This window comes from Arthrobacter oryzae (assembly GCF_030812315.1).
In the GTDB taxonomy this organism is placed as follows: domain Bacteria; phylum Actinomycetota; class Actinomycetes; order Actinomycetales; family Micrococcaceae; genus Arthrobacter; species Arthrobacter oryzae_B.
Genome location: NZ_JAUSSM010000006.1, coordinates 91,300 through 112,747, shown reverse-complemented (window position 1 = coordinate 112,747; position 21,448 = coordinate 91,300). Strand labels below are relative to the sequence as shown.

General features: G+C 66.9%; 21 protein-coding genes. 12 read left to right on the top strand and 9 right to left on the bottom strand.

Annotated elements, in window-relative coordinates; translation table 11 throughout:
* Positions 1 to 53: 53 nt before the first annotated feature.
* From J2S97_RS13430 to J2S97_RS13410, 5 genes are all read right to left on the bottom strand, one after another.
* Complete coding sequence (locus J2S97_RS13430) at positions 54 to 629, bottom strand: DinB family protein (protein WP_307050222.1); 576 nt, start codon at positions 627 to 629, stop codon at positions 54 to 56.
* A complete protein-coding gene (locus J2S97_RS13425; protein ID WP_307050220.1) occupies positions 626 to 1,132 on the bottom strand; it encodes a universal stress protein in 507 nt (168 codons plus the stop codon). The genes J2S97_RS13430 and J2S97_RS13425 overlap by 4 nt, the downstream gene beginning before the upstream one ends.
* 107 nt (positions 1,133 to 1,239) lie before the next feature.
* Positions 1,240 to 2,217 carry a thioredoxin-disulfide reductase gene (gene trxB, locus J2S97_RS13420; RefSeq protein WP_307050218.1) on the bottom strand — a complete coding sequence of 326 codons (978 nt, stop codon included), beginning with the start codon at positions 2,215 to 2,217 and terminating at the stop codon, positions 1,240 to 1,242.
* 81 nt (positions 2,218 to 2,298) lie between these two features.
* Positions 2,299 to 2,655, bottom strand: coding sequence for a CU044_2847 family protein (locus tag J2S97_RS13415; protein WP_307050215.1), 357 nt, complete (start codon positions 2,653 to 2,655; stop codon positions 2,299 to 2,301).
* A 2-nt stretch (positions 2,656 to 2,657) separates the two neighbouring features.
* Positions 2,658 to 4,988: a CHAT domain-containing protein gene (locus tag J2S97_RS13410; RefSeq protein ID WP_307050213.1), complete on the bottom strand. Its 2,331-nt coding sequence runs from the start codon at positions 4,986 to 4,988 to the stop codon at positions 2,658 to 2,660.
* 218 nt (positions 4,989 to 5,206) lie between these two features.
* On the opposite strand from J2S97_RS13410, the gene J2S97_RS13405 reads away from it, so the two are divergent.
* The 3 genes from J2S97_RS13405 to J2S97_RS13395 are packed head-to-tail and all read left to right on the top strand — an operon-like array spanning position 5,207 to position 6,898.
* Entirely contained in the window at positions 5,207 to 5,407 is a 201-nt protein-coding gene (locus J2S97_RS13405) for a hypothetical protein (protein ID WP_307050210.1), read from the top strand.
* A 60-nt stretch (positions 5,408 to 5,467) separates the two neighbouring features.
* Positions 5,468 to 6,601, top strand: a complete 1,134-nt coding sequence (locus J2S97_RS13400) for a WD40/YVTN/BNR-like repeat-containing protein (RefSeq protein ID WP_307050208.1) — start codon at positions 5,468 to 5,470, stop codon at positions 6,599 to 6,601.
* Positions 6,602 to 6,610: 9 nt separating this feature from the next.
* On the top strand, positions 6,611 to 6,898 hold the full coding sequence (locus tag J2S97_RS13395; RefSeq protein ID WP_307050205.1) for a MoaD/ThiS family protein: 288 nt from the start codon (positions 6,611 to 6,613) through the stop codon (positions 6,896 to 6,898).
* A 5-nt stretch (positions 6,899 to 6,903) separates the two neighbouring features.
* Here the strand turns inward: J2S97_RS13395 and J2S97_RS13390 are convergent, their stop codons facing one another.
* From J2S97_RS13390 to J2S97_RS13380, 3 genes are all read right to left on the bottom strand, one after another.
* Positions 6,904 to 7,140, bottom strand: a complete 237-nt coding sequence (locus J2S97_RS13390) for a hypothetical protein (protein ID WP_307050203.1) — start codon at positions 7,138 to 7,140, stop codon at positions 6,904 to 6,906.
* Positions 7,141 to 7,298: 158 nt separating this feature from the next.
* Positions 7,299 to 8,990, bottom strand: coding sequence for an alpha-amylase family protein (locus J2S97_RS13385; protein WP_307050201.1), 1,692 nt, complete (start codon positions 8,988 to 8,990; stop codon positions 7,299 to 7,301).
* Positions 8,987 to 9,970, bottom strand: a complete 984-nt coding sequence (locus J2S97_RS13380; RefSeq protein ID WP_307050199.1) for a TIGR03885 family FMN-dependent LLM class oxidoreductase — start codon at positions 9,968 to 9,970, stop codon at positions 8,987 to 8,989. Before J2S97_RS13380 ends, J2S97_RS13385 begins: the two co-directional genes overlap by 4 nt.
* A gap of 191 nt (positions 9,971 to 10,161) precedes the next feature.
* Between J2S97_RS13380 and J2S97_RS13375 the strand changes: the two genes are divergently transcribed.
* From J2S97_RS13375 to J2S97_RS13360, 4 genes are all read left to right on the top strand, one after another.
* Positions 10,162 to 11,361, top strand: coding sequence for a Re/Si-specific NAD(P)(+) transhydrogenase subunit alpha (locus J2S97_RS13375; RefSeq protein WP_307050197.1), 1,200 nt, complete (start codon positions 10,162 to 10,164; stop codon positions 11,359 to 11,361).
* Positions 11,361 to 11,657: an NAD(P) transhydrogenase subunit alpha gene (locus J2S97_RS13370; protein ID WP_307050195.1), complete on the top strand. Its 297-nt coding sequence runs from the start codon at positions 11,361 to 11,363 to the stop codon at positions 11,655 to 11,657. Before J2S97_RS13375 ends, J2S97_RS13370 begins: the two co-directional genes overlap by 1 nt.
* Entirely contained in the window at positions 11,654 to 13,027 is a 1,374-nt protein-coding gene (locus J2S97_RS13365) for an NAD(P)(+) transhydrogenase (Re/Si-specific) subunit beta (RefSeq protein ID WP_307050193.1), read from the top strand. The genes J2S97_RS13370 and J2S97_RS13365 overlap by 4 nt, the downstream gene beginning before the upstream one ends.
* A gap of 90 nt (positions 13,028 to 13,117) precedes the next feature.
* Complete coding sequence (locus J2S97_RS13360) at positions 13,118 to 14,215, top strand: ATP-dependent DNA ligase (protein ID WP_307050191.1); 1,098 nt, start codon at positions 13,118 to 13,120, stop codon at positions 14,213 to 14,215.
* Between the two features lie 159 nt (positions 14,216 to 14,374).
* On the opposite strand, the gene J2S97_RS13355 is transcribed toward J2S97_RS13360, so the two are convergent.
* The gene (locus J2S97_RS13355; protein ID WP_307050190.1) at positions 14,375 to 15,694 is read right to left on the bottom strand and encodes an MFS transporter; all 1,320 of its coding nucleotides are present in this window, start codon (positions 15,692 to 15,694) and stop codon (positions 14,375 to 14,377) included.
* 249 nt (positions 15,695 to 15,943) lie between these two features.
* Here J2S97_RS13355 and J2S97_RS13350 point away from each other — a divergent pair, with 249 nt between their 5' ends.
* The 5 genes from J2S97_RS13350 (at position 15,944) to pcaG (ending at position 21,446) form a co-directional block, all read left to right on the top strand.
* Entirely contained in the window at positions 15,944 to 16,789 is an 846-nt protein-coding gene (locus tag J2S97_RS13350; RefSeq protein WP_307050188.1) for an IclR family transcriptional regulator, read from the top strand.
* 169 nt (positions 16,790 to 16,958) lie between these two features.
* Positions 16,959 to 17,840 carry a shikimate dehydrogenase gene (locus J2S97_RS13345; RefSeq protein WP_307050186.1) on the top strand — a complete coding sequence of 294 codons (882 nt, stop codon included), beginning with the start codon at positions 16,959 to 16,961 and terminating at the stop codon, positions 17,838 to 17,840.
* The gene (locus tag J2S97_RS13340) at positions 17,840 to 19,867 is read left to right on the top strand and encodes a bifunctional sugar phosphate isomerase/epimerase/4-hydroxyphenylpyruvate dioxygenase family protein (protein WP_307050184.1); all 2,028 of its coding nucleotides are present in this window, start codon (positions 17,840 to 17,842) and stop codon (positions 19,865 to 19,867) included. Before J2S97_RS13345 ends, J2S97_RS13340 begins: the two co-directional genes overlap by 1 nt.
* A 99-nt stretch (positions 19,868 to 19,966) precedes the next feature.
* Positions 19,967 to 20,833, top strand: coding sequence for a protocatechuate 3,4-dioxygenase subunit beta (gene pcaH, locus J2S97_RS13335; RefSeq protein WP_373460562.1), 867 nt, complete (start codon positions 19,967 to 19,969; stop codon positions 20,831 to 20,833).
* A gap of 4 nt (positions 20,834 to 20,837) precedes the next feature.
* Positions 20,838 to 21,446, top strand: a complete 609-nt coding sequence (gene pcaG, locus J2S97_RS13330; protein WP_307050180.1) for a protocatechuate 3,4-dioxygenase subunit alpha — start codon at positions 20,838 to 20,840, stop codon at positions 21,444 to 21,446.
* The last annotated feature ends 2 nt before the right edge of the window (positions 21,447 to 21,448 follow it).

The following is a 21,448-nucleotide window of genomic DNA, read 5'->3' as shown; positions in this document are numbered from 1 at the left end:
CTGCGAAATCCAGCATACTTGGCGGGCGCGGTGAACGCCACCACCCTGAATAACTACTTTCGCTTTATTTTCACAGGGTCTTTCGTCCCGACTTTCCTGGGTGTCGCGCCGGGGCCGGGACTGAGCTGCGTGGCATGGAAGTCAAAGTGCAGGACAGGGTAGGCATAGACGTCCGCCACGGACATCCACGGCGTGAAGAAAGGGTCCCAGCGGTCAGGAAATGACATTCCCCGGGCCAGCGACGCAGCTGACTCGCCCCCCATCCGACGCTCCAGCGCCCGCGCGACCCGCCGGAGCTTGGCCGCCATCCGTTTCCGATTGAATACGCGGGCTGCTGCTTTGGATCCCAGGTAATTGACGACGTCGAACGGTGCAGTTCCGGCGTTGAGTATCCGCGCGAATCCCCGGCTGAAGGGGGCCGGAAGGGCTGCAAACATGCGAACCAGGGGCAACAGGGCCTGGACCACCATGTAGCCGAAAACCATGTGGAACAGGAGCTCCTCGTTGGTCCAGCGGGTGCCTGCGCTGCGGCGGCGGCGGTCCGCGTCGGACGCGGCGGCCAGCCAAAGCACCAGTTCCCTGTAGTTGCGCTCGTAGCCGTGATGGATGGTGCCCGGCCCGGCGGTCACTCGGGCTCGTCCCGGTGGGCACCCATGCGCGCGGGCACCACGAGGACGGGCCGGTCCTGGTGGCGGGTCAGCCACGCGGCTACGGAACCGTTGAGGGCTGCCGAGATGCGGTGCCCCAGTCCGCGCTCGGGCGTGCCCACGATAATCATGGAGGCGCTGACCTCTGCAGCCACGTGTCCCAGGGCGCGCGCCGGGTCTCCGGCCAGGATCCGGAGCGTCCACTCAACCGGCTTCCCGGCGCAGGCTGCCCCTACAACGCCGCGGAGCTCTTCGCTCACCGCGCGGACATCGGCGTCGTCCTTGTCCGGGTGCAGGGATAGCCTGTGGGCTGACCGCGCCGGGTCCCACTCGACCAAGTAGCTGGCCTCATCCACGTAGGCGCACAGCAAAGGCGCGCTCATTTTTTCCGCCAGGCTGGTGGCGGACCGCAGCACCTCCGCATGCTGGCCGGGCAGCACACCGACCACCAGGGGAGGCGGTCCGCTGAAGCGTTCAGGAGACATACTCCATTGTGGCCCCGCCTAGAGTCCTTGAACAGCGTCGGGCAGCGCTGGAGGCGGCCGGGTCACGGCTGCTCACAGCCCCTTCCATCCCCTCTCCCGTCTTTGGGTCAGGCGTGGGTGGGTTCTTCCACCAGGGCGGTGGCGATGCTGTCGGCGTCGTCGAGGGCGGCGAGGTAGCGCTCTGCGTCGAGGGCGGCGGCGCAGCCGGTGCCGGCGGCGGTGATGGCCTGGCGGTAGCGGTGGTCCACGGCGTCTCCGCAGGCGAACACGCCGGTGAGGTTGGTGACCGTGGTGGGGGAATCCACCGTGATGTAGCCCTCGGCGTCCAGCTCCACCTGGCCGGCCACCAGTTCGGTGCGCGGCACGTGCCCGATGGCCACGAAGATGCCGGTGGCTGCCTGTTCGCGGGTCTCGCCGGTGCGCGTGTCCTTGAGCGTGACGCCGGTGACCTTGCCGTCCCCGTGAATGGCGGTGATGGCGGAGTTCCAGGCGAAGCTGATCTTCGGGTTGTCCTTGGCCCGCTGGGCCATGATCCGGGAGGCCCGGAGTTCGTCCTTCCGGACGACGACGGTGACGGAGCGCCCGAAGCGGGTCAGGAACGTGGCTTCTTCCATGGCGGAGTCCCCGCCGCCGACGACGATGATGTCCTGGTCGCGGAAGAAGAAGCCGTCGCACGTGGCGCACCAGGACACGCCGTGGCCGCTGAACTTCTTCTCCTCCGGCAGGCCGAGTTCCTTGTACGCGGAGCCGGTGGCGAGGATGACCGCCGGCGCCTCGTGCGTGTCGCCGGCGCCGGTCACCACGCGCTTGAGGTGCCCGGTGAGGGTCACTTCGGTGACGTCGTCGAACACCACCTGCGCGCCGAACCGCTCCGCCTGCTGCTGCAGGCCGTCCATGAGTTCCGGTCCCTGGATACCGGCCGGGAAGCCGGGGAAGTTCTCCACCTCGGTGGTGTTCATCAACGCACCGCCCGCGGTCACGGACCCCGCGATGACAAGCGGCTTCAGACCTGCCCGGGCAGCGTAAATGGCCGCCGTATAGCCCGCAGGCCCGGACCCGATAATGATCAGCTGCTTAGTGCTCATGGGGCTCCTTGGGGTGGGCGGAAAATCGATTGCGGGCTGCCGGGCCCCGTGAATGTGGGTCGAGGACGCTACTGCTGTGCCTTAGTCGGGGTCGTCGTCCGGAGCCTCCGGCGGCTGTTTGGGGCGACGCCAGGTCAGCGTCACCGTGAAGTTCGAGCTGGTGCTGGCGGCTGCAATGAATGCTCCGGCTTCCGCATGCAGGTCCAGTCCGAACTTGACCGAGACCTCATCCGGTTTGTTGGGAAGGTCCAAGAGCTCCTCTATGACGCCCTGGACCGCCGGCCGGATGTTTCTCAGCGCACGCTCAAAGGTCTGCTGTGCCCGTGCGAACATGCCAGCCTGGCCGCCGCCGCGCGTCACGAGGCCGCCCGTGTTGTCTGACACTTCCAGGAGCACGGTCCCGCCGCTGTCTGTCGGAAATTCCACCAGCCGTGTCATCACTAGTCCTTCCGGTTCCGCCTGTCGTTACCATTCCGTGTGAGGCCAAGTCCGAGGAACACCAACCCGCTGGCAGCAACGGTTGCGTTTTGGATCACGAGCACCACCGCGCGGCCGGAGAGGTCCTCGCCGGGAATCCAGATCAGCGGCAGCGTGATGAGGCAGGCTAGCAGGAGCCAACCGGCCGCCGCCGGCGTGTTAGGTGCCCGGACGGCCAGAATGCCTGCCCACAGACCGAAGGCTGCCTGAACGAGCGTACTGGCCGTGGCCGCCCAGAGGAGATCAGGTTCAAAGCCCACAATACCGAGCAGGGCACCGGCTCCGATCGCTACGGCCAGCGCCACCCGCCCCGTTTCCGTCCGCTCCGGCAGCCCCGCCAGCAGCAGCAGGAGGTAACCCGCCGGGGCCAGCAGTGCGTACACAAGGCGCACGCTTGCTTCTCCGCCGTAATACCACCAGTCGTTTTCGTCGAACCAGTTGAGGTAGGTGAAGAAGGCAGCCAGAAGCCCGCCGGCCACAGCCAGGACTATTCCGCCGGCAGCCAGCAATCGCGGATCGGGGCCTACCGTCCCGGGCCGCGATTGCGGCGGCGACGCCGGTTGATCTGCTGCGCTCCGGGCCACTTTGCCTTGCTGGGCGGTCCGCTGCGCCACCCGCAATGCCTCGTCTTCCCGGCGCAGTTCGGTCCGGGCCTTCGATGCCAGTCCGTCCGGATCGGAGGCGCCGGGATCCAGGCTGTATAGCTCCGCCGCCACGTCAACGGCGGCCTGCCAGCTGCCGCTGCCCGCGTGGTACTCCAGCTCACCCTGCAAATCGGCGATCCGTTGCCGCCTGGCGCAATCCAGCTCCCGGGCGGCGGCGTCCGGGAAATCGGGATCATCCTTGACTGCGGCGTAGCCGCTGGCTGCCGCTGTCCAGTCCCCTGCGTCTTCGGCTTCGCGGGCATGGCGGTAGGCCTCCGAACGCTCTTGGTGCTGCGCCGCGGAAGCACGCAGTAGCGCAGCATCGCGGTAGCCGCCGTCGAGAGTCAGCAGATCATCAAAGAGTTCTATGGCAACCGGATAGTGCTTGGTTCGCAACTCGGCGCAGGCCTGCACATACAGGGCGCGGAGCTCAGCCTGCCGAACCCGGGCAGCGGACCGCTCTGCTGATCCCGCCGGACTGTCCGTCGGCGCGGGGACGGCCGCAGCCGGGCCTGTACTGCTCTTCGCCGCAGGCCGGGCGGGTGCCTTAAGGTTGAACAACTGCGTGTCTCCGCCCCGCACATAGAGTGCCGGGGTAACCCATTCGAGGGTTCCGTCGGGGCTCCCCATCACGGAAATCCGACCCACCCGGGCGGCCTCGTCAACGCCGCGGCCGTTAGCGATTGCCGCATAAAACCCCTGTGCGAATGCGATCGCGGCGCCGTCGCTGATGGCGAACTGCATGGCTGCCACGGCGCTGATGCCGCTGCGGACCAATGTGGATGCCGTGCCGGAGAAGAGATCCTCCCGGCCGGTCTCCCCGGACGAGCAGGAATTCAGGACCACCAGCCGCGGCCGTGGCACGGCAACGCTTAACAGGGCCATCAGGCGGATGGCCCGCACCATGGAGGCCCGCCCGTCAGCCCCCGTCAGGGCGATCCGGCCTTCATCGCTCCTGGCGTCGTAGTCACCGTGCCCGATGAAGTGCACCACATGCCAAGGGCCCTGCAGCAGCATCGACTGGATGTCCTCCCAGCTTCCTCCCGGCGCCCAGGCAAGCTCAATCCGGCCCTCTGAAACGGGACCGGCCAAGGCTGCGGTGAGATGGTTGCGTTCCGCTTCGACGTCGAGCGGCGGAAGGTCGCGCGGGGAAGCTATCAAACCCAGGATCCGCAGCGGAGGGACGATTTCCAGCGGGTTGAGGTGATAATCCGGCGCGGGAATATGGCGTAGCAGCGGCTCCGTCTGGCACAGGTAGCTTTCGGTCTCCGGGTCGAACAGCATTTCCCACGGCATGGCAGCCAGTTCCGGTGCAGCCAGTCGCAGCACCACGCGGAGCTGCTGTCCGCTGTGCTGGGCAGCCCCCAGGCTCGCCCGGTATGTTCCGTAGACTTCGCGGGTGAACAAGGCTTGAAAGAGTTCCTGGCCCACTCCGCGGACTGGAAGCTCGGCGACCGGTGTCGTGCGGCGCGCCGCCACCGCGGAGGCGAGGACGGTGGCCTCCAATTCGCTGCGGCGTTCGAGGATCCTGTCCACGTCGAGCCGGAATATCCCTGAAGCGTTGCCCCCGGCCGGTGCCTGGACCACGCGCACCGAGTATTCACCGCGCGCAGAACCTGACGCGAGTTCGAGCTCGATGTCACCGTCCATGGCAACCTTCTCATCGCAGTGCGGAGTGCCTCCACAGGGGACGTCCGCCGCGGTTGTTCAGGTGTGCCGGACTGCCCTACAAGACAAGATTGGCCTACCGGAAGTACGGGCACAAGGGGCAACCAGCGGTGGGCTGGAGGCGTGCGACGCCGCCATTGGACCCTTGTACACCCCTCCGCCGCGGAATAACGTTGAGGCATAGGGAGAGGTGGTCCGCGGTGGAAATCTACATGTGGTGGCTTGATCTGGATCTGGACAGCAAGGAATGGCTGCGGGAGAACCTCCGAGCGGAGGAATTGCCGTTGCCCGTGCTGCAGGGAATTGCCGAGGCCGGCGGCCCGCACCCGGACATCGCCACAGGAGTCCTCACGGACGCGGACTGGGACTTCATCGAGACGCAGTCTGAATTCGTGGACTGACCTCAAAGGGCGCATGTTGCCGCAGGCAAACCATTGCGGCACCCGGGCCCGAGTGGTTGCATGGGGTGCATGGCCACAGAAGAGAGTTATGTCCTAGCGATCGGAACGAAAAAAGGGCTGTGGCTGGCGACCAGCCAGGACCGGCGGGAATGGTCCATGTCCGGCCCGCACTTCCTGATGAGCGAGGTCCCCAGCATCGCCATTGACACCCGAAACGGCCGGACCCGCATCATGGTGGGTGTGCGCTCCGAGCACTGGGGCCCCACCGTTGCGCATTCGGATGACCTGGGGGCGACCTGGACCGAACCGGAACAGGGTGCCATCAAGTTCCCGGACGGCACAGAGGCCGCAGTGGAACGCATCTGGCAGATCTATCCCGACGCCGAATCCCGCCCCGGGGTTGTCTGGGCCGGCGCCGAGCCCATCTCCGTGTGGAAATCCACCGACGGCGGCGAACACTTCGAGCTGAACCGCGGACTCTGGGACCATCCGCACCGCAGCGAATGGGGTGCAGGCTACGGCGGAGCGGCGGCCCACTCAATTGTGGTGGATCCCTCCGGAGACAAGGTGCACGTCGCCATGAGTACCGGCGGGGTGTACAGGTCGCTCGACGGCGGCACATCCTGGGAGCCGCGGAACAAGGGAATCTCGGCCTACTTCATGCCGGATCCCAACCCCGAATTCGGGCAGTGCGTGCATAAGATCGCGGCGGATGCCGCCGTCGAAGGCCGGCTCTACGCGCAGAACCACCACGGCGTGTATCGCACGGATGACAACGGCGAGAACTGGGAATCGATTGCCGAAGGCCTCCCGGCAGATTTTGGTTTCGTGATGCTGACGCATCCCCGGCGTGCGGGCACCGCGTGGGTGGTCCCGCTGAAGGCCGACGGCGAACGCATCCCGCCGGACGGGAAGCTGGCTGCGCACCGGACGGATGACGCCGGCAGGACCTGGAAGCGCCTTGACTCCGGGCTGCCGCAGGGCGAGTACAACGCCGTGCTCCGTGACGCTGCCTCGGTGGATTCCGCGGAACCGGCCGGGGTGTACTTCGGAACGCGCGGCGGCTCGGTCTACGCCAGCCCGGATGAGGGCGAGCACTTCACCGAAGTGGCCTCACACCTGCCGGACGTTTTGTGTGTCCGAGCCGCTGTGGTGTCCGGTTCCCTGGTGCCCGGCGCTCCAGTATCCGCTTAAGGATCCGTTGTGGCTGACATCAGTGTGGTGCTGCCCAGTGTCCTCCAGCCGCTCGCCGGCGGGCAGTCCATCCTGACTGCGCCCGCCGACGGGGCGGTGACTGTGGGGTTCCTGCTGGACTCGCTGGCCGGTGACTATCCGGTGCTTGCGAGGCGGTTGAGGGATGAAACCGGCGCCCTGCGCCGCTACGTGAATATTTACGTGAACGGTGACGAGGTCCGGCGCTTGCGGGGACTGGAAACTGAAGTGGCTGCCGGCCAGGAAGTGGTGATCATCCAGTCCGTGGCCGGCGGCTGAAGGGCTCAGGCTACTCGCCAAACGCTGCATTCGTCCGTATTGATCGCCTTGCGCATCCCGGTCTGACGGTCCATGATCCAGACCACGCCGATTCCCGGCGCGGTCTCCTGCACGCTGCCTCGGCGGATCACTACGTCGTCATAGCTGGGACCCACCGACAGGCGGGCTTCGATCTCGTCGCCGCGGTGCAACTGGTCCAGGGCGCGAACACGGGTTACATGGGCTTTGGCTTCCTTCAACATGGCGTGGCCTCCTGAGCTGGAGCTTGTTCTTTTGCCTGCAATTGCCGGCACATCCAGTGTGCTGCGCTATTGTTGCCGCCGCGTTTCATGCCGGTAATGGGCGCGTTAGTTTTCCGCGCCCCCACGGTTTCGCAGCCAAAAGCAGCTCACATCCGGTGTCAGATCCGGCGGTCCGCCGGCCGCTGGACCCTGAACCAGCGGTAGCCGTAGCGCTCCAGCTCCAGGTCGAATCCGCCGTCGTCCGCCAACGCGACGTTTTCGCCGTCGAGCAGGTCCAGCAGGATGGCCCCGCCGAAGGTCTCCTCCGGATCTTCCGGCGACGTAACCGTTGCGGTGACGGAGGCGGGCTGTGCGGCCATGTTGTGGGCCAGGACCAGTGTTGAACCGGCGCGGGTGCAGGAATGCAGGAGCACGCCGGGATTGGGCTGCTTGATGAGTTCGAAATCGCCCCAGCTGAGCTCCGGACTTTCCCGGTAGCTTCGGATGAGTGCGGCGATGAAATTCCACAGCGAGTCCGGGTCCCGTTTGGCCTGGGCAGCGTTGATGTTCTTCGGACCGAAGTAGCCGTCCACCACCTGGGCCACCAGCTGATCCGCCGGCGCAGTGGAGAATCCGCCATTTTCCGTGTCATTCCACTGCATCGGGGAGCGTACGGCGGAGCGGCCCTTGGCCCGCAGGTCCTCACCCATCCCGATTTCCTCGCCGTAGAAAAGGACTGGGGTTCCGGGGAGGGAGAACATCAACGAATAGACCATGCGAATCCGGGCGCGATCGCCGTCGAGCATCGGCGGGAGGCGGCGGCGGAGTCCCCGTCCGTACATCTGCATGTCCGGGTCCGAGCCGAAGGCGGCGAAGACTTCCGCTCGTTCCTCGTCGCTGAGCTTGTCCAGCGTCAGCTCATCGTGGTTGCGGACGAACATCGCCCACTGGTTGTCCGGGTGGATGGGCGGCCGGCCGGACAGCGTCTTGGCCAGCGGCCGCGCATCCTCCCTGGCCAGTGAGAGGTAGATGTTCTGCATCGACAGGAAGTCGAACTGCATGTTCAGTTCGTTTCCGTCCGGCCCGCCGAAGTACTTCACCTGGCCCTTGTACGGCAGGTTCACCTCGCCCAGCAGGATGGCGCTGCCGTTCCGCCTGTTGATGAAGCTGCGCAGCGCTGCCAGGTAGTCGTGCGGGTCGATCTTTCCCGCATCCTCCTTGGACACGCCCTGCAGCTCCAGGAAGAAGGGCACCGCATCCAGCCGGAAGCCGTCCAGCCCCATCTGGAGCCAGAAACCCATGGATTTGGCGATCTCGTCCCGGACCTTGGGGTTGGCGACGTTCAGGTCCGGCTGGTGCTTGGCGAACATGTGCAGGTACCACTCGCCGGTTGCCTTGTCCCGGGTCCAGATGGACGTTTCCTCACCGGGGAACACCACCTGTTCGGAAGTGTCCGGGGGAGTGTCCTTCCGCCACACGTAGTAGTCCCGGTAGGGGTTGTCCACTGACTTCCGGGACTCCTTGAACCAGGGGTGCTTGTCCGAGGTGTGATTGATGACGAAGTCCGCGATGACGCGCATTCCCCGGTCCTTGGCCGTCCTGATGAACTCCACAACGTCGCCCATGGTGCCCAGCCTGCGGTCGACGCCGTACATGTCGGTCACGTCGTAGCCGTCGTCCCGGTCCGGCGACGGGTAGAACGGCATGAGCCAGATGCACGTGACACCCAGCGCCGCCAGATAATCCACGCGCTGGATCAGGCCGCCGAAATCCCCGGTGCCGTCGCCGTCGTCGTCGAAAAAGGTTTCCGGATCCAGGCAGTAGATCACGGCGTTCTTCCACCACAGGTCGGATGTCTCCGCGATCCTCACGCTGTCACCTCGCGGGAAGACCTCTCCCGCAGCCGGGGGAGCACGTGTTCGGCGAACGCCTCGATGAAGGGCTTCTGCTCCTGGCCAACGAAGTGCAGGTACAGCTCGTCGAAGCCCAGATCCACGTATTCCTGGAGCCACGTGGCGTGCTGCTCGAGGCTGGATGAGATGTTGACGGCCTTGCGCACCTGGTCCTCGCCGACGTCGGTGCTGACGCCGTCAAAGTGGGCTGCGGTGGGCAGGTCCCAGGGGATAGGCGGGGCGAAGACGTTGGAGCGCCACTGGTCCAGGGCAATGGAAACCGCTTCTTCCTCCCGCGGTGCCCAGGACAGGTGGATCTGCAGCACGGCCTTGCCCCGGCCGCCGTTGTCCCGGTAGGCGGCGAGCATCTCCGTCAGCTTCGCGTGCGGCTGGTTCACCGTGACCAGGCCGTCCGCCCATGTCGCGGCGCGCCGGGCCGTCTCCACGCTGATTGCCGGTGCGATCAGCGGCGGCTTGGTCGCCGGAACGTCCCAGATGCGGGCCTGTTCCACGGTGACCAGGCCGTGGTGGGTCACCTCCTCGCCGTTGTGCAGGCGGCGTATGACGTCAACGCACTCCTCCAGGCGTTGCTGGCGGCTCTCCTTGGCGGGCCACGCATCGCCCGTGATGTGCTCATTCATGTTTTCCCCGCTGCCCGTGGCCATCCAGAACCTGCCTGGAAACATGTCCGCCAGGGTGGCCGAGGCGTGCGCGATGATAGCCGGGTGGTAGCGCTGGCCGGGAGCGGTGACCACACCGAAGCGGAGGGACGTGGTGGCCAGTGCCGCGCCAAGCCAGGACCAGGCGAAGCCGGAATGGCCCTGCCGGGCGGACCAGGGCTCGATGTGGTCCGAACACATGGCCGCGTCGAAGCCTGCCTGTTCCGCGAGCTGGACGTCCTGGAGCAGTTGGCCCGGGCTGATCTGTTCATGCGATGCGTGAAAACCGATAGTAGCCATCGTTAATGTCTACCGTCGGGGCCGGGGCGTGTCGAGGAAAACTGAGGGCGACTTGAAACTATGCACTGCCCGGAGCGGGTTTGTGCGGGGGGATCCTGCCGCGGCGGTGCGGCGGGTCATAGACTCTAGCCAGTACCGACTCGGGTCAGGGATGATCCGGGACAGCGATGACGCTGGAAAGGGAGTGGCGGGTGAAGCTAGGCATAGTGCGGGAACGCCGCGAGGGCGAACGGCGGGTGGCCGCGACACCGGAGACGGTGCAGCAACTGATCGGCCTGGGGCTTGAGGTCCTGGTCGAATCCGGGGCCGGAACCGCCGCAGGCCACGGTGACGACGCGTATGACCGGGCCGGCGCGCGGATCGTCCCCGAGCTGGATCCGGGATCACTCGATGTCCTCGCCCACGTGCGCCCGCTGGAACCCGCGACGGCGGCGGCTTTGCGCCGCGGTGCCGTCACCGCGGGGCTCGCATCGCCGTCGTCCGAACTGCCCACCGTACGGGCACTGGCCGCCGCCGGGGTGACTTCCTTCGCGCTGGAACTGGTGCCGAGGATCTCCCGGGCACAGTCGATGGACGCCCTGTCGTCGCAGGCCCTCGTGGCGGGTTACCGCTGTGTGCTTGAAGCGGCCATGCGCCTGCCCCGGTTCTTTCCCCTGTTCATGACGGCCGCCGGGACCATCCCGCCTGCCCGCGTGCTGGTGCTCGGCGTCGGCGTGGCCGGCCTGCAGGCCATCGGTACGGCAAAACGGCTGGGCGCCCGGGTTTCCGCGAACGACATCCGGCCCGCCTCGGCGGACGAGGTCGCCTCGATGGGCGGCACCTTCATCAAGCTCGACCTGGAGACGGCCGAAGCCTCGGGCGGCTACGCACGGGAGCTCAGCGCGGACCGGGGTGCCCTGCAGCGCAGCCTCCTGGCGCCGCACGTCGCCCAGGCGGACGTACTGATCACCACGGCGGCCGTCCCCGGCCGGCGCGCCCCGCTCCTCGTGAGCCGGGAGATGGTGCAGGGCATGCGCCCTGGCTCGGTGGTGGTGGACCTTGCCGCGGAATCCGGAGGCAACGTGGAGGGTTCGGTTCCGGGCCAGGACATCCAGGTGGACACGGCCGACGGCCAGGGCACTGTCACCCTGGTCGGCTTGAAGGACGCTGCCTCCGCCATGCCCGCGGACGCCTCCCGGCTGTACGCCAAGAACGTGGCCAACCTGCTCGCCCTGATGATCCGGGACGGAACCCTGGTCCTCGACTTCAGCGACGAGGTGGTGGCCGGCACCTGCCTGACGCACGACGGCGAGGTGCGGCACGCGCCGACCGCGGAAGCCCTCGCGCTGTCCGCTGGACCCGTGCCCGGTCAACCCGGGAACCGCGAATCCGAAAACGAGGGGGTGGCCTGATGGACGGCATCAGCCTGCTCACGATCACCGTACTGGCGGTCTTCGTGGGCTTCGAAGTGGTCTCGAAAGTGTCCAGCACCCTACACACACCGCTCATGTCCGGCGCCAACGCCATCCACGGCATCATCCTGGTGGGCGCCATCATCGTGGCCGGCCAGGCCGCGGACCCGTTGGTCCTCGCCGTGGCGCTGCTCGCCGTCGTGCTGGCCACTGCGAACCTGGTGGGCGGATTCGTGGTGACCGACCGCATGCTCGAGATGTTCCGGGGCCGCAGGGACCGGGAGGGGCCGCGATGAGCGTCCTGGATCCGACCTGGACGGGCCTGCTCTACCTCGCGGCGGCCGCGCTCTTCATCCTGGCCCTGATGGGCCTCAACTCGCCGCGCACCGCACGCCGCGGAAACCTCGTTGGCGCCGCGGGCGCTGCGATTGGCGTTATCACGGTGTTCCTGTCGGCGCGGCTGGACAACATTCCCTGGATTTTGGGTGCGATTGCCGTGGGTTCAGCCGTGGCCGCCCCCGTGGCCCGGCGGGTCAGGATGACCCAGATGCCGCAGCTCGTGGCGGCCTTCAACGGAGTGGGCGGCGGTGCCGCCGCTCTCGTGGCCCTGCTTGAACTGGCCCACACGGGGAACGCCTGGGTCCGCCTGGCGATCGCGTTCACGCTTCTGGTGGGGGCGGTGTCCTTCGCCGGTTCAGCCGTCACGTTCGCCAAACTGCAGGAGCTCATGACCACCCGTCCGGTGGTTTTCCGCGGGCTGCCCGTCATCATGGCGGCGGTGCTGCTAGCTGCGGTGGGGGCCGCTGTCGCCGTCGTCCTGACCGGTTCGCTGCCGTTGGCATCGGCGCTGCTGGTGCTGGGCCTGGCCGCGGGCGTCCTCCTGGTGCTGCCGGTGGGCGGCGCGGACGTGCCGATCGTGATTTCGCTGCTGAACGCCTTCACCGGCCTGGCCGTCGCGGCGTCGGGACTGGTCCTCGGCAACGTGCTGCTGCTCGTGGCGGGCACCCTGGTGGGAGCCTCCGGTACGATCCTGACCCGTGCCATGGCCGCCGCCATGGGCCGCAGCGTGGCGGGAATCCTGTTCGGGGCGTTCAGGGGAGGCTCGACGGCGGGTTCCACCGCGGTCAGTGACCGGCCGGTGCGCTCCTCCAGCGCGGAGGACGTCGCCGTGCTGCTGGGCTACGCGCAGCGCGTCATCATCGTTCCCGGTTACGGCCTGGCCGTGGCACAGGGCCAGCACACCGCCGCGGAACTGGCCAAGGCCCTGCAGCTGCGCGGCATACAGGTGGACTTCGCCATCCACCCCGTGGCGGGCCGCATGCCCGGGCACATGAACGTGCTCCTCGCCGAAGCCAACGTGCCGTACGAGGAACTCAAGGAAATGACCGAGATCAACTCGGAATTCAAGACCGCCGACGTCGCACTCGTGGTGGGCGCCAACGATGTAGTCAATCCCGCTGCGAAAACGTCCTCGGGGTCTCCGATCTTCGGGATGCCCATCCTTGAAGTGGCAGATGCCCGGCAGGTGGTGTTCCTGAAGCGGTCCATGCGGCCCGGCTTCGCGGGCATCGAGAACGAGCTGCTCTACGAACCGCGGACCACGCTGCTGTTCGGCGACGCCAAGGACTCACTGACCAAGGTTCTCGGCGCGGTCAAAGCCCTGTAGGCACGGATGCGTGGCCGCTGAGGCCCAGGCGCGGAGTCTCAGCCCTACCGGGGGTGGTGCGAAGCGGGCCGCCGGGCAAGAATGGGCGTTATGCAACTGCCGGTGATGCCCCCGATCGCGCCGATGCTCGCCAAAGCCGTCAGCGCACTGCCCGACGTACCGGACTCCGGCCCGAAGTGGAGCTTCGAACCCAAGTGGGACGGCTTCAGGTCCATCATTTTCCGGGACGGCGACGACGTGGAGATCGGCAGCCGCAACGGCAAGCCCATGACGCGCTACTTCCCCGAACTCGTGGAGGCCCTGAAAGCGAACCTGCCGCCGCGCTGCGTGCTGGATGGCGAGATCGTCCTGGTGGGCGGCTCCGGTGACCGTCTCGACTTCGACGCGCTCCAGCAGCGGATCCACCCCGCGGCCAGCCGGGTGAAGCTCCTGGCAGCACAGACACCCGCAAGCTTTGTGGCGTTCGACCTGCTGGCCCTCGACGACGAGGACCTCATGGAACGGCCGTTTTCCGAGCGGCGCAGCATGCTGGAGACGGCGCTTGCCGGCAGTTCGGCGCCGATCCATTTGACCGCCACCACGCGGGACAACGGCACTGCGGAGCAATGGTTCCACCAGTTCGAGGGAGCCGGCCTCGACGGGATCGTGGCCAAAACCCTGGACGGCCGGTACCAGCCGGACAAACGCGTGATGCTCAAGATCAAGCATGAACGCACGGCGGACTGCGTCCTGGCCGGCTACCGCGTGCACACCAGCGGACCGGACCGGATCGGGTCCCTGCTCCTCGGGCTCTACGACGGCGACGGCGGGCTGGCGAGCGTGGGGGTTGTTGGCGCCTTCCCGATGCAGCGCCGCAAGGACCTGTTCGAGGAACTCCAGCCGCTGGTGACGGACTTCGACAACCACCCTTGGGCCTGGGCCAAGCAGGAGGAAGGCAAACGGACGCCGCGGAACGCCGAAGGCAGCCGCTGGAGCGCCGGCAAGGACTTGTCCTTCACGCCGCTCCGCCCCGAGCGCGTGCTGGAAGTGAAGTACGACCATATGGAAGGTGAACGGTTCCGCCACACCGCCCAGTTTGTCCGCTGGCGGCCCGACCGGGCCCCGGAATCCTGCACCTACGAGCAGCTCGAGGAGCCGGTCAAGTACGACCTTGCCGAAGTGCTGGCCACAGGAAAAGCCGGAACCTAACACCCGCACTCAACTGAGGCGGCCCGCCCCCAAGAGGGGACGGGCCGCCGTCGTGACCTTCTTTTGTGTGAACCTGGCCGGAAGGTCAGCGACTCGCCGTGTCGGCCGCGTTTTGACTGGCAAAAGGGGTCACGACGGCGGCTTCCGCAATTGGGTGCCTTACTTCAGGCCGAGCTCCCGCGTGGGGGTCTTGAAGGATTCCTTGGCCGTGAGGGCCGATACTGCGGCGATGCCGCAGATGACAGCCGTGAAGATGCTGATCTGGACCCAGCCGCCGGGCTTGATGCCGCCCATGGCCGCGACGATCGCCGGGGCGAAGCCGGCCATTAGGAACCCCAGCTGGGTGCCGATCGCCAGGCCGGAGAACCGGACCTTGGTGCTGAACATCTCGGCGTAGAAGGACGGCCAGACGGCGTTGGAGGCGGCGTAGCCGAAGGAGAAGAACCCGATGGCGGCCAGGAACATGAGCGGAACGCTGCCGGATTCGAGGCTCAGCAGGAACACTGGAGTCAGGACCGCGCTGGCCACGGCGCCGTAGATGAAGACGGGCTTGCGGCCGATCCTGTCCGCCAGCATGCCGAACAGGGGCTGGGTGCCGAGGGCCACGAAGTTGGCGCCGACTACGAGCCACAGGGTGGTGGTGCCGTCCACGCCGGCCACGGTCTTGGCGTAGCTGATGGCCAGGGTGCCGAACACGGTGGACACGGCGGCGATGAAGGCGCAGGCCACAACTCGGAGGACGTCGCGCCAGTGGTGCTTCAGGAGGTCGGCCACTGGCAGCTTGGAGATGGCGGCGGACTTCTGTGCTTCGGCGAATGCCGGCGGCTCGTGCAGGGTGCGGCGGATGAAGAAGGCCACCAGGACCACCACGGCGCTGAGCCAGAACGGGACGCGCCAGCCGATGCCGTACTTGATCTCGTCAGGCAGGGCGAGCACGGGGATGAAGACGAGGGCCGCGAGGATCTGCCCGCCCTGGGTTCCGGTGAGGGTCCAGGAAGTGAAGAATGAGCGCCGGTTGTCCGGGGCGTGTTCCAGGGTCATGGAGGAGGCGCCGGCCTGCTCGCCCGCCGCAGAGAGGCCCTGGCAGAGGCGTGCCAGCACCAGCAGGGCGGGAGCCCACCAGCCCACCGTGTTGAAGTCGGGCAGGCAGCCGATGAGGAAGGTGGAGGCGCCCATCAGCACCAGGGTGAACATGAGGACTTTCTGCCGGCCCACGCGGTCGCCGAAGTGGCCGAGGATGACGGCGCCAACCGGGCGTGCGACGTAGGCGAAGCCGAAGGTGGCGAAGGACATGATGGCGGCGTTGGCATCAGCGTTGGGGAAAAACACGTGCGGGAAGATCAGCGCGGCGGCGGAACCGAAGATGAAGAAGTCGTAGTACTCGACGGCGCTTCCAAGGAAGCTGGCGAGGGCTGCCTTCTTCGGGGTCCCGGCCGCTGCAACGGTGCCCGGCGTCGTGGACGGGAGTGCCTGGCTCATGGTGTTCCTTTGTGTGACGACATTGTCGCGGATGGATCAGGAGTTTCGCAGCCGCCGCATGTCACTGCTGGAGGCTCAGATGGTGGCTTAGCTGGCGGCGGCTGGAGGTCCTTGTGAAGACCCGGACGAAGTAGCCACATGGTGAGAGCTACTTTTGCGATACAGCAATGATGACTGTGAGGACAATCACCTGTCAAGAAAAATGATCACTATCTAGAAATAGCTCTCACGATGTGGCAACATCGACTTATGAGTGTGAATCAAGACACAGGACCGGCCGCGGCTGAAGATGCAGTAGCGGCAGCGAAGGCGCCAAAGGCCCCAAAGGCCCCAAAGGACGACTCCCGGACGGACATGGTGGGCAAGGCCCTTGGCCTGCTCGTGCTGCTCGGCGATGAGCCCCGGGGTGCCAGCGCGGCGGAGCTGTCGCGCCGCGCGGAGCTGCCGTTCAGCACCACGTACCGGCTGCTGGGCTCCCTCACGCGGGACGGCTTTGTGGACTACGAGCCCGACGGCCGCCGCTACCACCTGGGCCTCCGCGTCTTCCAGCTCGGCCAGCGTGTCTCCAACCACCACGGCTTTGCTGGCACGGCCCTGCCCATCCTCCGCCGTGTCACCGAGAAGACCGGGGAGGCCACCATCCTTTCCGTGCGGGACGGGCACCACCATCTCACCGTCAACAAGGTGGACGGCCCGCAGACCTTCCGTGTCACCAGCGATCCGGGGCACCTCGGCGCACTCCACACCACGTCCGTGGGCAAGGCGCTCGTGGCATTTGCCGAGGATGCCGAACGCCAGCGCCTCGTGGAAGAGCTGGAGCTCGAGCCGCTCACGGAATTTTCGATCACCGACCGGGAGGCCTTCCGGGCCGAGATTGAGCAGGTCCGCCGCCGCGGCTACGCCGTCATGGATGAGGAAAACGAGCTGGGCATGCGTGCCGTCGCAGTGCCCGTCTTCAACGCCCAGGGCTTTGCGTTTGCATCCCTGGCCACGGCGGTTCCGGTCTTCCGGCTCAGCCTGGAGAACCTGGTGGCGCTGGTCCCGGCGCTCCAGGAGGCCGCCGCCGAACTGTCCGCCCGGCTGCCGCAGCGGTGAGGCGCGCTGCCTCAGAGGGCGTCCGCCGTCGTCGTCATTTGTTCGCAATAAGAACATCAGTGCAAGATGTGAACATTTCCTGTACTGTAAGCCGTATCACCCTGCAAGCAGCCGCCGGCGCCCAAGGCGCCCCGGCCAGCCGGATGCCGTTGTCAAAGGAGCTATACGGATGAGCAATCGAGCAGAGTCCTTTCTGGTGGGCCTCGTAGGCGATGGCGTTATGCCGTCGCTCACGCCCCACATGCACGAGCGCGAAGGCGACGTGCAGGGCCTCCGGTACCTCTACCGCCCCATCGACCTTCTGGAGCTGGGCCTGCCCGGTGCATCCGTGGGCGAGCTCCTGCAGAGCGCGCACCGCCTCGGCTTTAACGGACTGAACATCACGCATCCGTGCAAGCAACTGGTCCTGGACTACCTCGATGAAATCTCGCCGGACGCGGGCCGCCTCGGCGCCGTCAACACGGTGATCATCCGGGACGGACGGTTCATCGGCCACAACACCGACTTCTCCGGCTTCGCGGCGGCTCTCGCCGCCGGCCTTCCTGGCGCAAAGCTTGACCGCGTGGTCCAGTTGGGTGCCGGCGGCGCCGGATCCGCGGTCGCGTATGCCCTGCTCACCGCGGGCGTTCGCCACCTTGACCTCGTGGACACGGACGCTGCCCGCTGCGCCGCTCGCGCCACTGAACTGGCCGGGTTCTTCCCGGACAGCACCGTCGCGGCCAGCACGACGGCGGAGCTGCCGCAGCTGATGCCCCTCGCCGACGGTTTAGTGCACTGCACCCCCGTGGGCATGGCCGCCCACCCTGGCGTCCCGCTGGAGCTGTCCCTGCTTGAATCCCGGCACTGGGTGGCGGACATCGTCTACCGCCCGATCGAAACCGAACTGGTCCGCGAAGCCCGCGCCAAGGGCTGCGAAGTGCTGGACGGCGGCCGCATGGCCGTGGGCCAGGCGGCGGACGCGTTCAGGATCTTCACCGGCCTGGAAGCCGACGCGGACCGCATGCGCTCCCACTTCCTGGAACTCGTGGCCGCGGAAGAGGTGGCTGCCTGATGCGTACCGGGATCGCCACAGTGTGCCTGTCCGGCACCCTGAAGGAAAAAATGCAGGCGTGCGCAATCGCCGGCTTCGACGGTATCGAAATCTTCGAGCAGGACCTCGTCACGTCCTCCCTTAGCCCGGAGGACGTCCGGAAAATGGCCGCGGACCTGGGCCTGACCCTGGACCTCTACCAGCCGTTCCGGGACTTCGACAGCGTTCCCGATGACCTCCTCGCCGCCAACCTCCGCCGGGCGGAGGCCAAGTTCAGGCTGATGTCCCGCCTGGGCATGGACACCATCCTGGTCTGCTCCAACGTGGGCACCGCGACCATTGACGACGATTCCCTGCGGGCCGAGCAGCTGTCCCGGCTGGCCGACCTCGCCGGTGACCACGGTGTCAAGGTTGCCTACGAGGCGCTGGCCTGGGGCAAGTACGTCAACGATTACGAGCACGCCCACCGCCTGGTCGGTACCGTGGGCCACCCCAACCTGGGCACCTGCCTCGATTCCTTCCACATCCTTTCCCGCGACTGGGACACGGCGCCCATTGAGGCCTTCGACGCGGACAAGATCTTCTTCGTCCAGGTGGCCGACGCCCCCAAACTGTCCATGGATGTCCTGTCCTGGAGCCGGCACTACCGGGTCTTCCCGGGCGAGGGCCAGTTCGAGCTCGCCAAATTCATGGGCCACGTGGTCCGCGCCGGGTACGCCGGCCCGGTCTCGCTGGAGGTCTTCAACGACGTCTTCCGGCAGTCCGACGTCGAACGCACGGCCGTGGACGCCATGCGGTCGCTGATCTGGCTCGAGGAACAGAGCGCCAAGTGGCTGGACGCCAACGCCCCGGCGGGTGCCGCTGCCAACGGCGCTGTTGTTAGTGGGCCTGCGGCCCCTGCCCGCCGTCGTTATCCGATGGAACTGGCCACCCTCCCGCAGGTGGCCGAACCGGCAGGCTTCAACTTTGCCGAGGTGAAAGCCGCGGACACCGCCGGCCTCGAGAAGCTCCTGGGCCAGCTGGGATTCGAATTCAACGGCAGACACCGCACCAAGGACGTGCAACTGTGGACCATGGGCCACGCACGCGTGATCATCAACGAGCAGGATCCGGACGCGCCGTATGCGGCAGGCGGCGCGTCAGCAGCTGCTTCGGGCAGCGTCGGTTCCGCGCCCGCCATCGCGGCACTCGGCTTCGACGTCGATTCGCCGGTGATTGCCGCAGCCCGCGCCCGGCAGCTCAAGGCACCCGCCGTGCCGCGCAAGAGCCAGGCCAATGAGGAAGTGTTCCAGGGCTTCGCGGCACCGGATTCCACCGAGATCTTCCTCTGCCAGGGCAACCCTGACGGCACCGCCGCCTGGATCGGTGAATTCGGCGAGATCGGTGAATTCGCTGAGCACAGCGACTTACGTGAGCACCCCGGGTCAGGCAAAGGGCTCGCAGTCCCTGCCCCCGGCGCGCGCAACGCCGTGATTGACCACGTGAACCTCGCCCAGCCGTGGCAGCACTTTGACGAAGCAGTGCTGTTCTACACCAGCGCCCTGGCCCTTGAGCCGCAGCCGTTCGCGGAGGTGCCCAGCCCCAGCGGACTGGTCCGCTCCCAGGTGATGCTCACTGCAGACCGTGCCGTGCGCCTGGTGCTGAACCTGGCCCCCGTGATCCAGCAGGACGGCGCGGATGCCGGTACCGCCCACCGGAAGACTTACCAGGAGCACATCGCCTTCGCCGTGGACGACCTTGTGGCCACCGCCCGGGCCGCCCGCGACCGGGGCCTGGACTTCCTGCAGATCCCCGCGAACTACTACGAGGACCTGGACGCCCGCTTCGACCTGGACCCTGCATTCCTGGCCACCCTCCGGGAACTGAACCTCCTGTACGACCGGGACGCCGACGGCGAATTCCTGCACTTCTACACCGCCACAGTCGGCAGCGTGTTCTTCGAAATGGTGGAACGCCGCGGCGGCTATGACGGTTACGGCGCCCCCAACGCCCCGGTGCGGCACGCCGTCCAGTACGACCACCTGCACCGGCTGAAGCGCATCACCTGAACCGAACTCTCAACCCTCAACACCATCAACCGAAAGGAGGCTGCCGTGCCTGAAGAAATCAACCTTGAAACATTCAACGCTGATCCGATCACCGAAGATGTGTCGGATCCGGCACCCCAGGCCGCACCCGGGACGGCGCCGCAGGCTGCACCGGAGGCTGCGCCTCAGGCCCAGCCGAAGGCTGCCGTGGAAACCCAGCAGGACCTCAGTGCGGAGATCAAGGCAATCGGGGACACATACGCCGCGGCCCTGAAGAACGGGAAAGCGCCGGAAACCCAGCCGCGGCTGGACTACGCGCCGTACCGCAGCAGCATCCTCCGCCACCCCACCAAGAGCCTGCACCACGCCGATCCGGAAACCATCGAGCTGTACTCGCCGGCCTTCGGGCACCAGGACGTGCATGCACTGGAATCCGACCTCACCATCCAGCACAACGGTGAACCCCAGGGCGAACGCATCCTCGTCGCCGGCCGAGTGCTCGACGGCGACGGCCGTCCCGTCGCCGGCCAGCTGGTGGAGATCTGGCAGGCCAACTCTTCCGGCCGCTATATCCACAAGCGGGACCAGCACCCGGCGCCGCTTGACCCCAACTTCACGGGCGTGGGCCGCTGCATCACCGGGGCCGACGGCTCGTACAGCTTCACCACCATCAAGCCTGGCGCCTACCCCTGGAAGAACCACCTCAACGCGTGGCGCCCGGCGCACATCCACTTCTCGCTGTTCGGCCAGGAGTTCACCCAGCGCATTGTCACCCAGATGTACTTCCCGGGTGACCAGCTGTTCCCGCTGGACCCGATCTACCAGTCGATCGTGGACCAGGATGCCCGTGACCGCCTGGTGGCGAGCTACGACCACGACCTCACCCAGCCTGAATGGGCACTGGGCTACAAGTGGGACATTGTCCTGACGGGCTCCAAGCGGACCTGGACCGAAAACGAAGCGTTCGGCGCAGATGGAGACGAGTAAAAACGTGAGCCCAACCACCAAGCTGACTCCCACACCTGGCCAGACCGTAGGCCCCTTCTACGGCTACGCCCTGCCATACGAGAAGGACCGCGAACTGCTCGCCCCGGGATCGCCCGGCTCCATCCGGCTGCAGGGCACCGTATACGACGGCGCCGGCCACCCCATCCCGGACGCGATCCTGGAGATCTGGCAGCCGGATTCCGAAGGCAACATTGTGCACCGGACCGGCTCGCTGGTCCGCGACGGCTACACTTTCACCGGCTTCGGCCGGAGCTCCGTCGGCAACAGCGGCGTGTACACCTTCACCACCGTGAACCCCGGGCCCACCAGGCCCGGTGCAGCGGCGTTCATCTCCGTGGCCGTGTTTGCCCGCGGCCTGATGAACCGCCTCTTCACCCGCGTGTACCTGCCCGAGAACGAGGAAGCGCTGGCGGCCGATCCGCTGCTGTCCTCGCTGGATCCTGAACGCCGCCATACGCTGATCGCGCGCCGTGACGCCGACGGCGGTCTCACGTGGGACATCCGGCTGCAGGGCGAGGGCGAAACCGTGTTCCTCGACTTCGAGGGCGGACCTGCCTTCGAGGGTACGGCTGCCGGGGGCGCCGCAGAGTGAAC

Bases quoted from the DNA above. Each gene is read 5' to 3' on its own strand.
- J2S97_RS13345 (WP_307050186.1), top strand. From the start codon at position 16,959: ATGAGCAATCGAGCAGAGTCCTTTCTGGTGGGCCTCGTAGGCGATGGC.
- J2S97_RS13355 (WP_307050190.1), bottom strand. From the start codon at position 15,694: ATGAGCCAGGCACTCCCGTCCACGACGCCGGGCACCGTTGCAGCGGCC.
- J2S97_RS13425 (WP_307050220.1), bottom strand. From the start codon at position 1,132: ATGTCTCCTGAACGCTTCAGCGGACCGCCTCCCCTGGTGGTCGGTGTG.
- J2S97_RS13360 (WP_307050191.1), top strand. From the start codon at position 13,118: ATGCAACTGCCGGTGATGCCCCCGATCGCGCCGATGCTCGCCAAAGCC.
- J2S97_RS13350 (WP_307050188.1), top strand. From the start codon at position 15,944: ATGAGTGTGAATCAAGACACAGGACCGGCCGCGGCTGAAGATGCAGTA.
- J2S97_RS13415 (WP_307050215.1), bottom strand. From the start codon at position 2,655: ATGACACGGCTGGTGGAATTTCCGACAGACAGCGGCGGGACCGTGCTC.
- J2S97_RS13370 (WP_307050195.1), top strand. From the start codon at position 11,361: ATGGACGGCATCAGCCTGCTCACGATCACCGTACTGGCGGTCTTCGTG.
- J2S97_RS13410 (WP_307050213.1), bottom strand. From the start codon at position 4,988: ATGGACGGTGACATCGAGCTCGAACTCGCGTCAGGTTCTGCGCGCGGT.
- J2S97_RS13380 (WP_307050199.1), bottom strand. From the start codon at position 9,970: ATGGCTACTATCGGTTTTCACGCATCGCATGAACAGATCAGCCCGGGC.
- J2S97_RS13365 (WP_307050193.1), top strand. From the start codon at position 11,654: ATGAGCGTCCTGGATCCGACCTGGACGGGCCTGCTCTACCTCGCGGCG.
- J2S97_RS13390 (WP_307050203.1), bottom strand. From the start codon at position 7,140: ATGTTGAAGGAAGCCAAAGCCCATGTAACCCGTGTTCGCGCCCTGGAC.
- J2S97_RS13340 (WP_307050184.1), top strand. From the start codon at position 17,840: ATGCGTACCGGGATCGCCACAGTGTGCCTGTCCGGCACCCTGAAGGAA.
- trxB (WP_307050218.1), bottom strand. From the start codon at position 2,217: ATGAGCACTAAGCAGCTGATCATTATCGGGTCCGGGCCTGCGGGCTAT.
- J2S97_RS13400 (WP_307050208.1), top strand. From the start codon at position 5,468: ATGGGGTGCATGGCCACAGAAGAGAGTTATGTCCTAGCGATCGGAACG.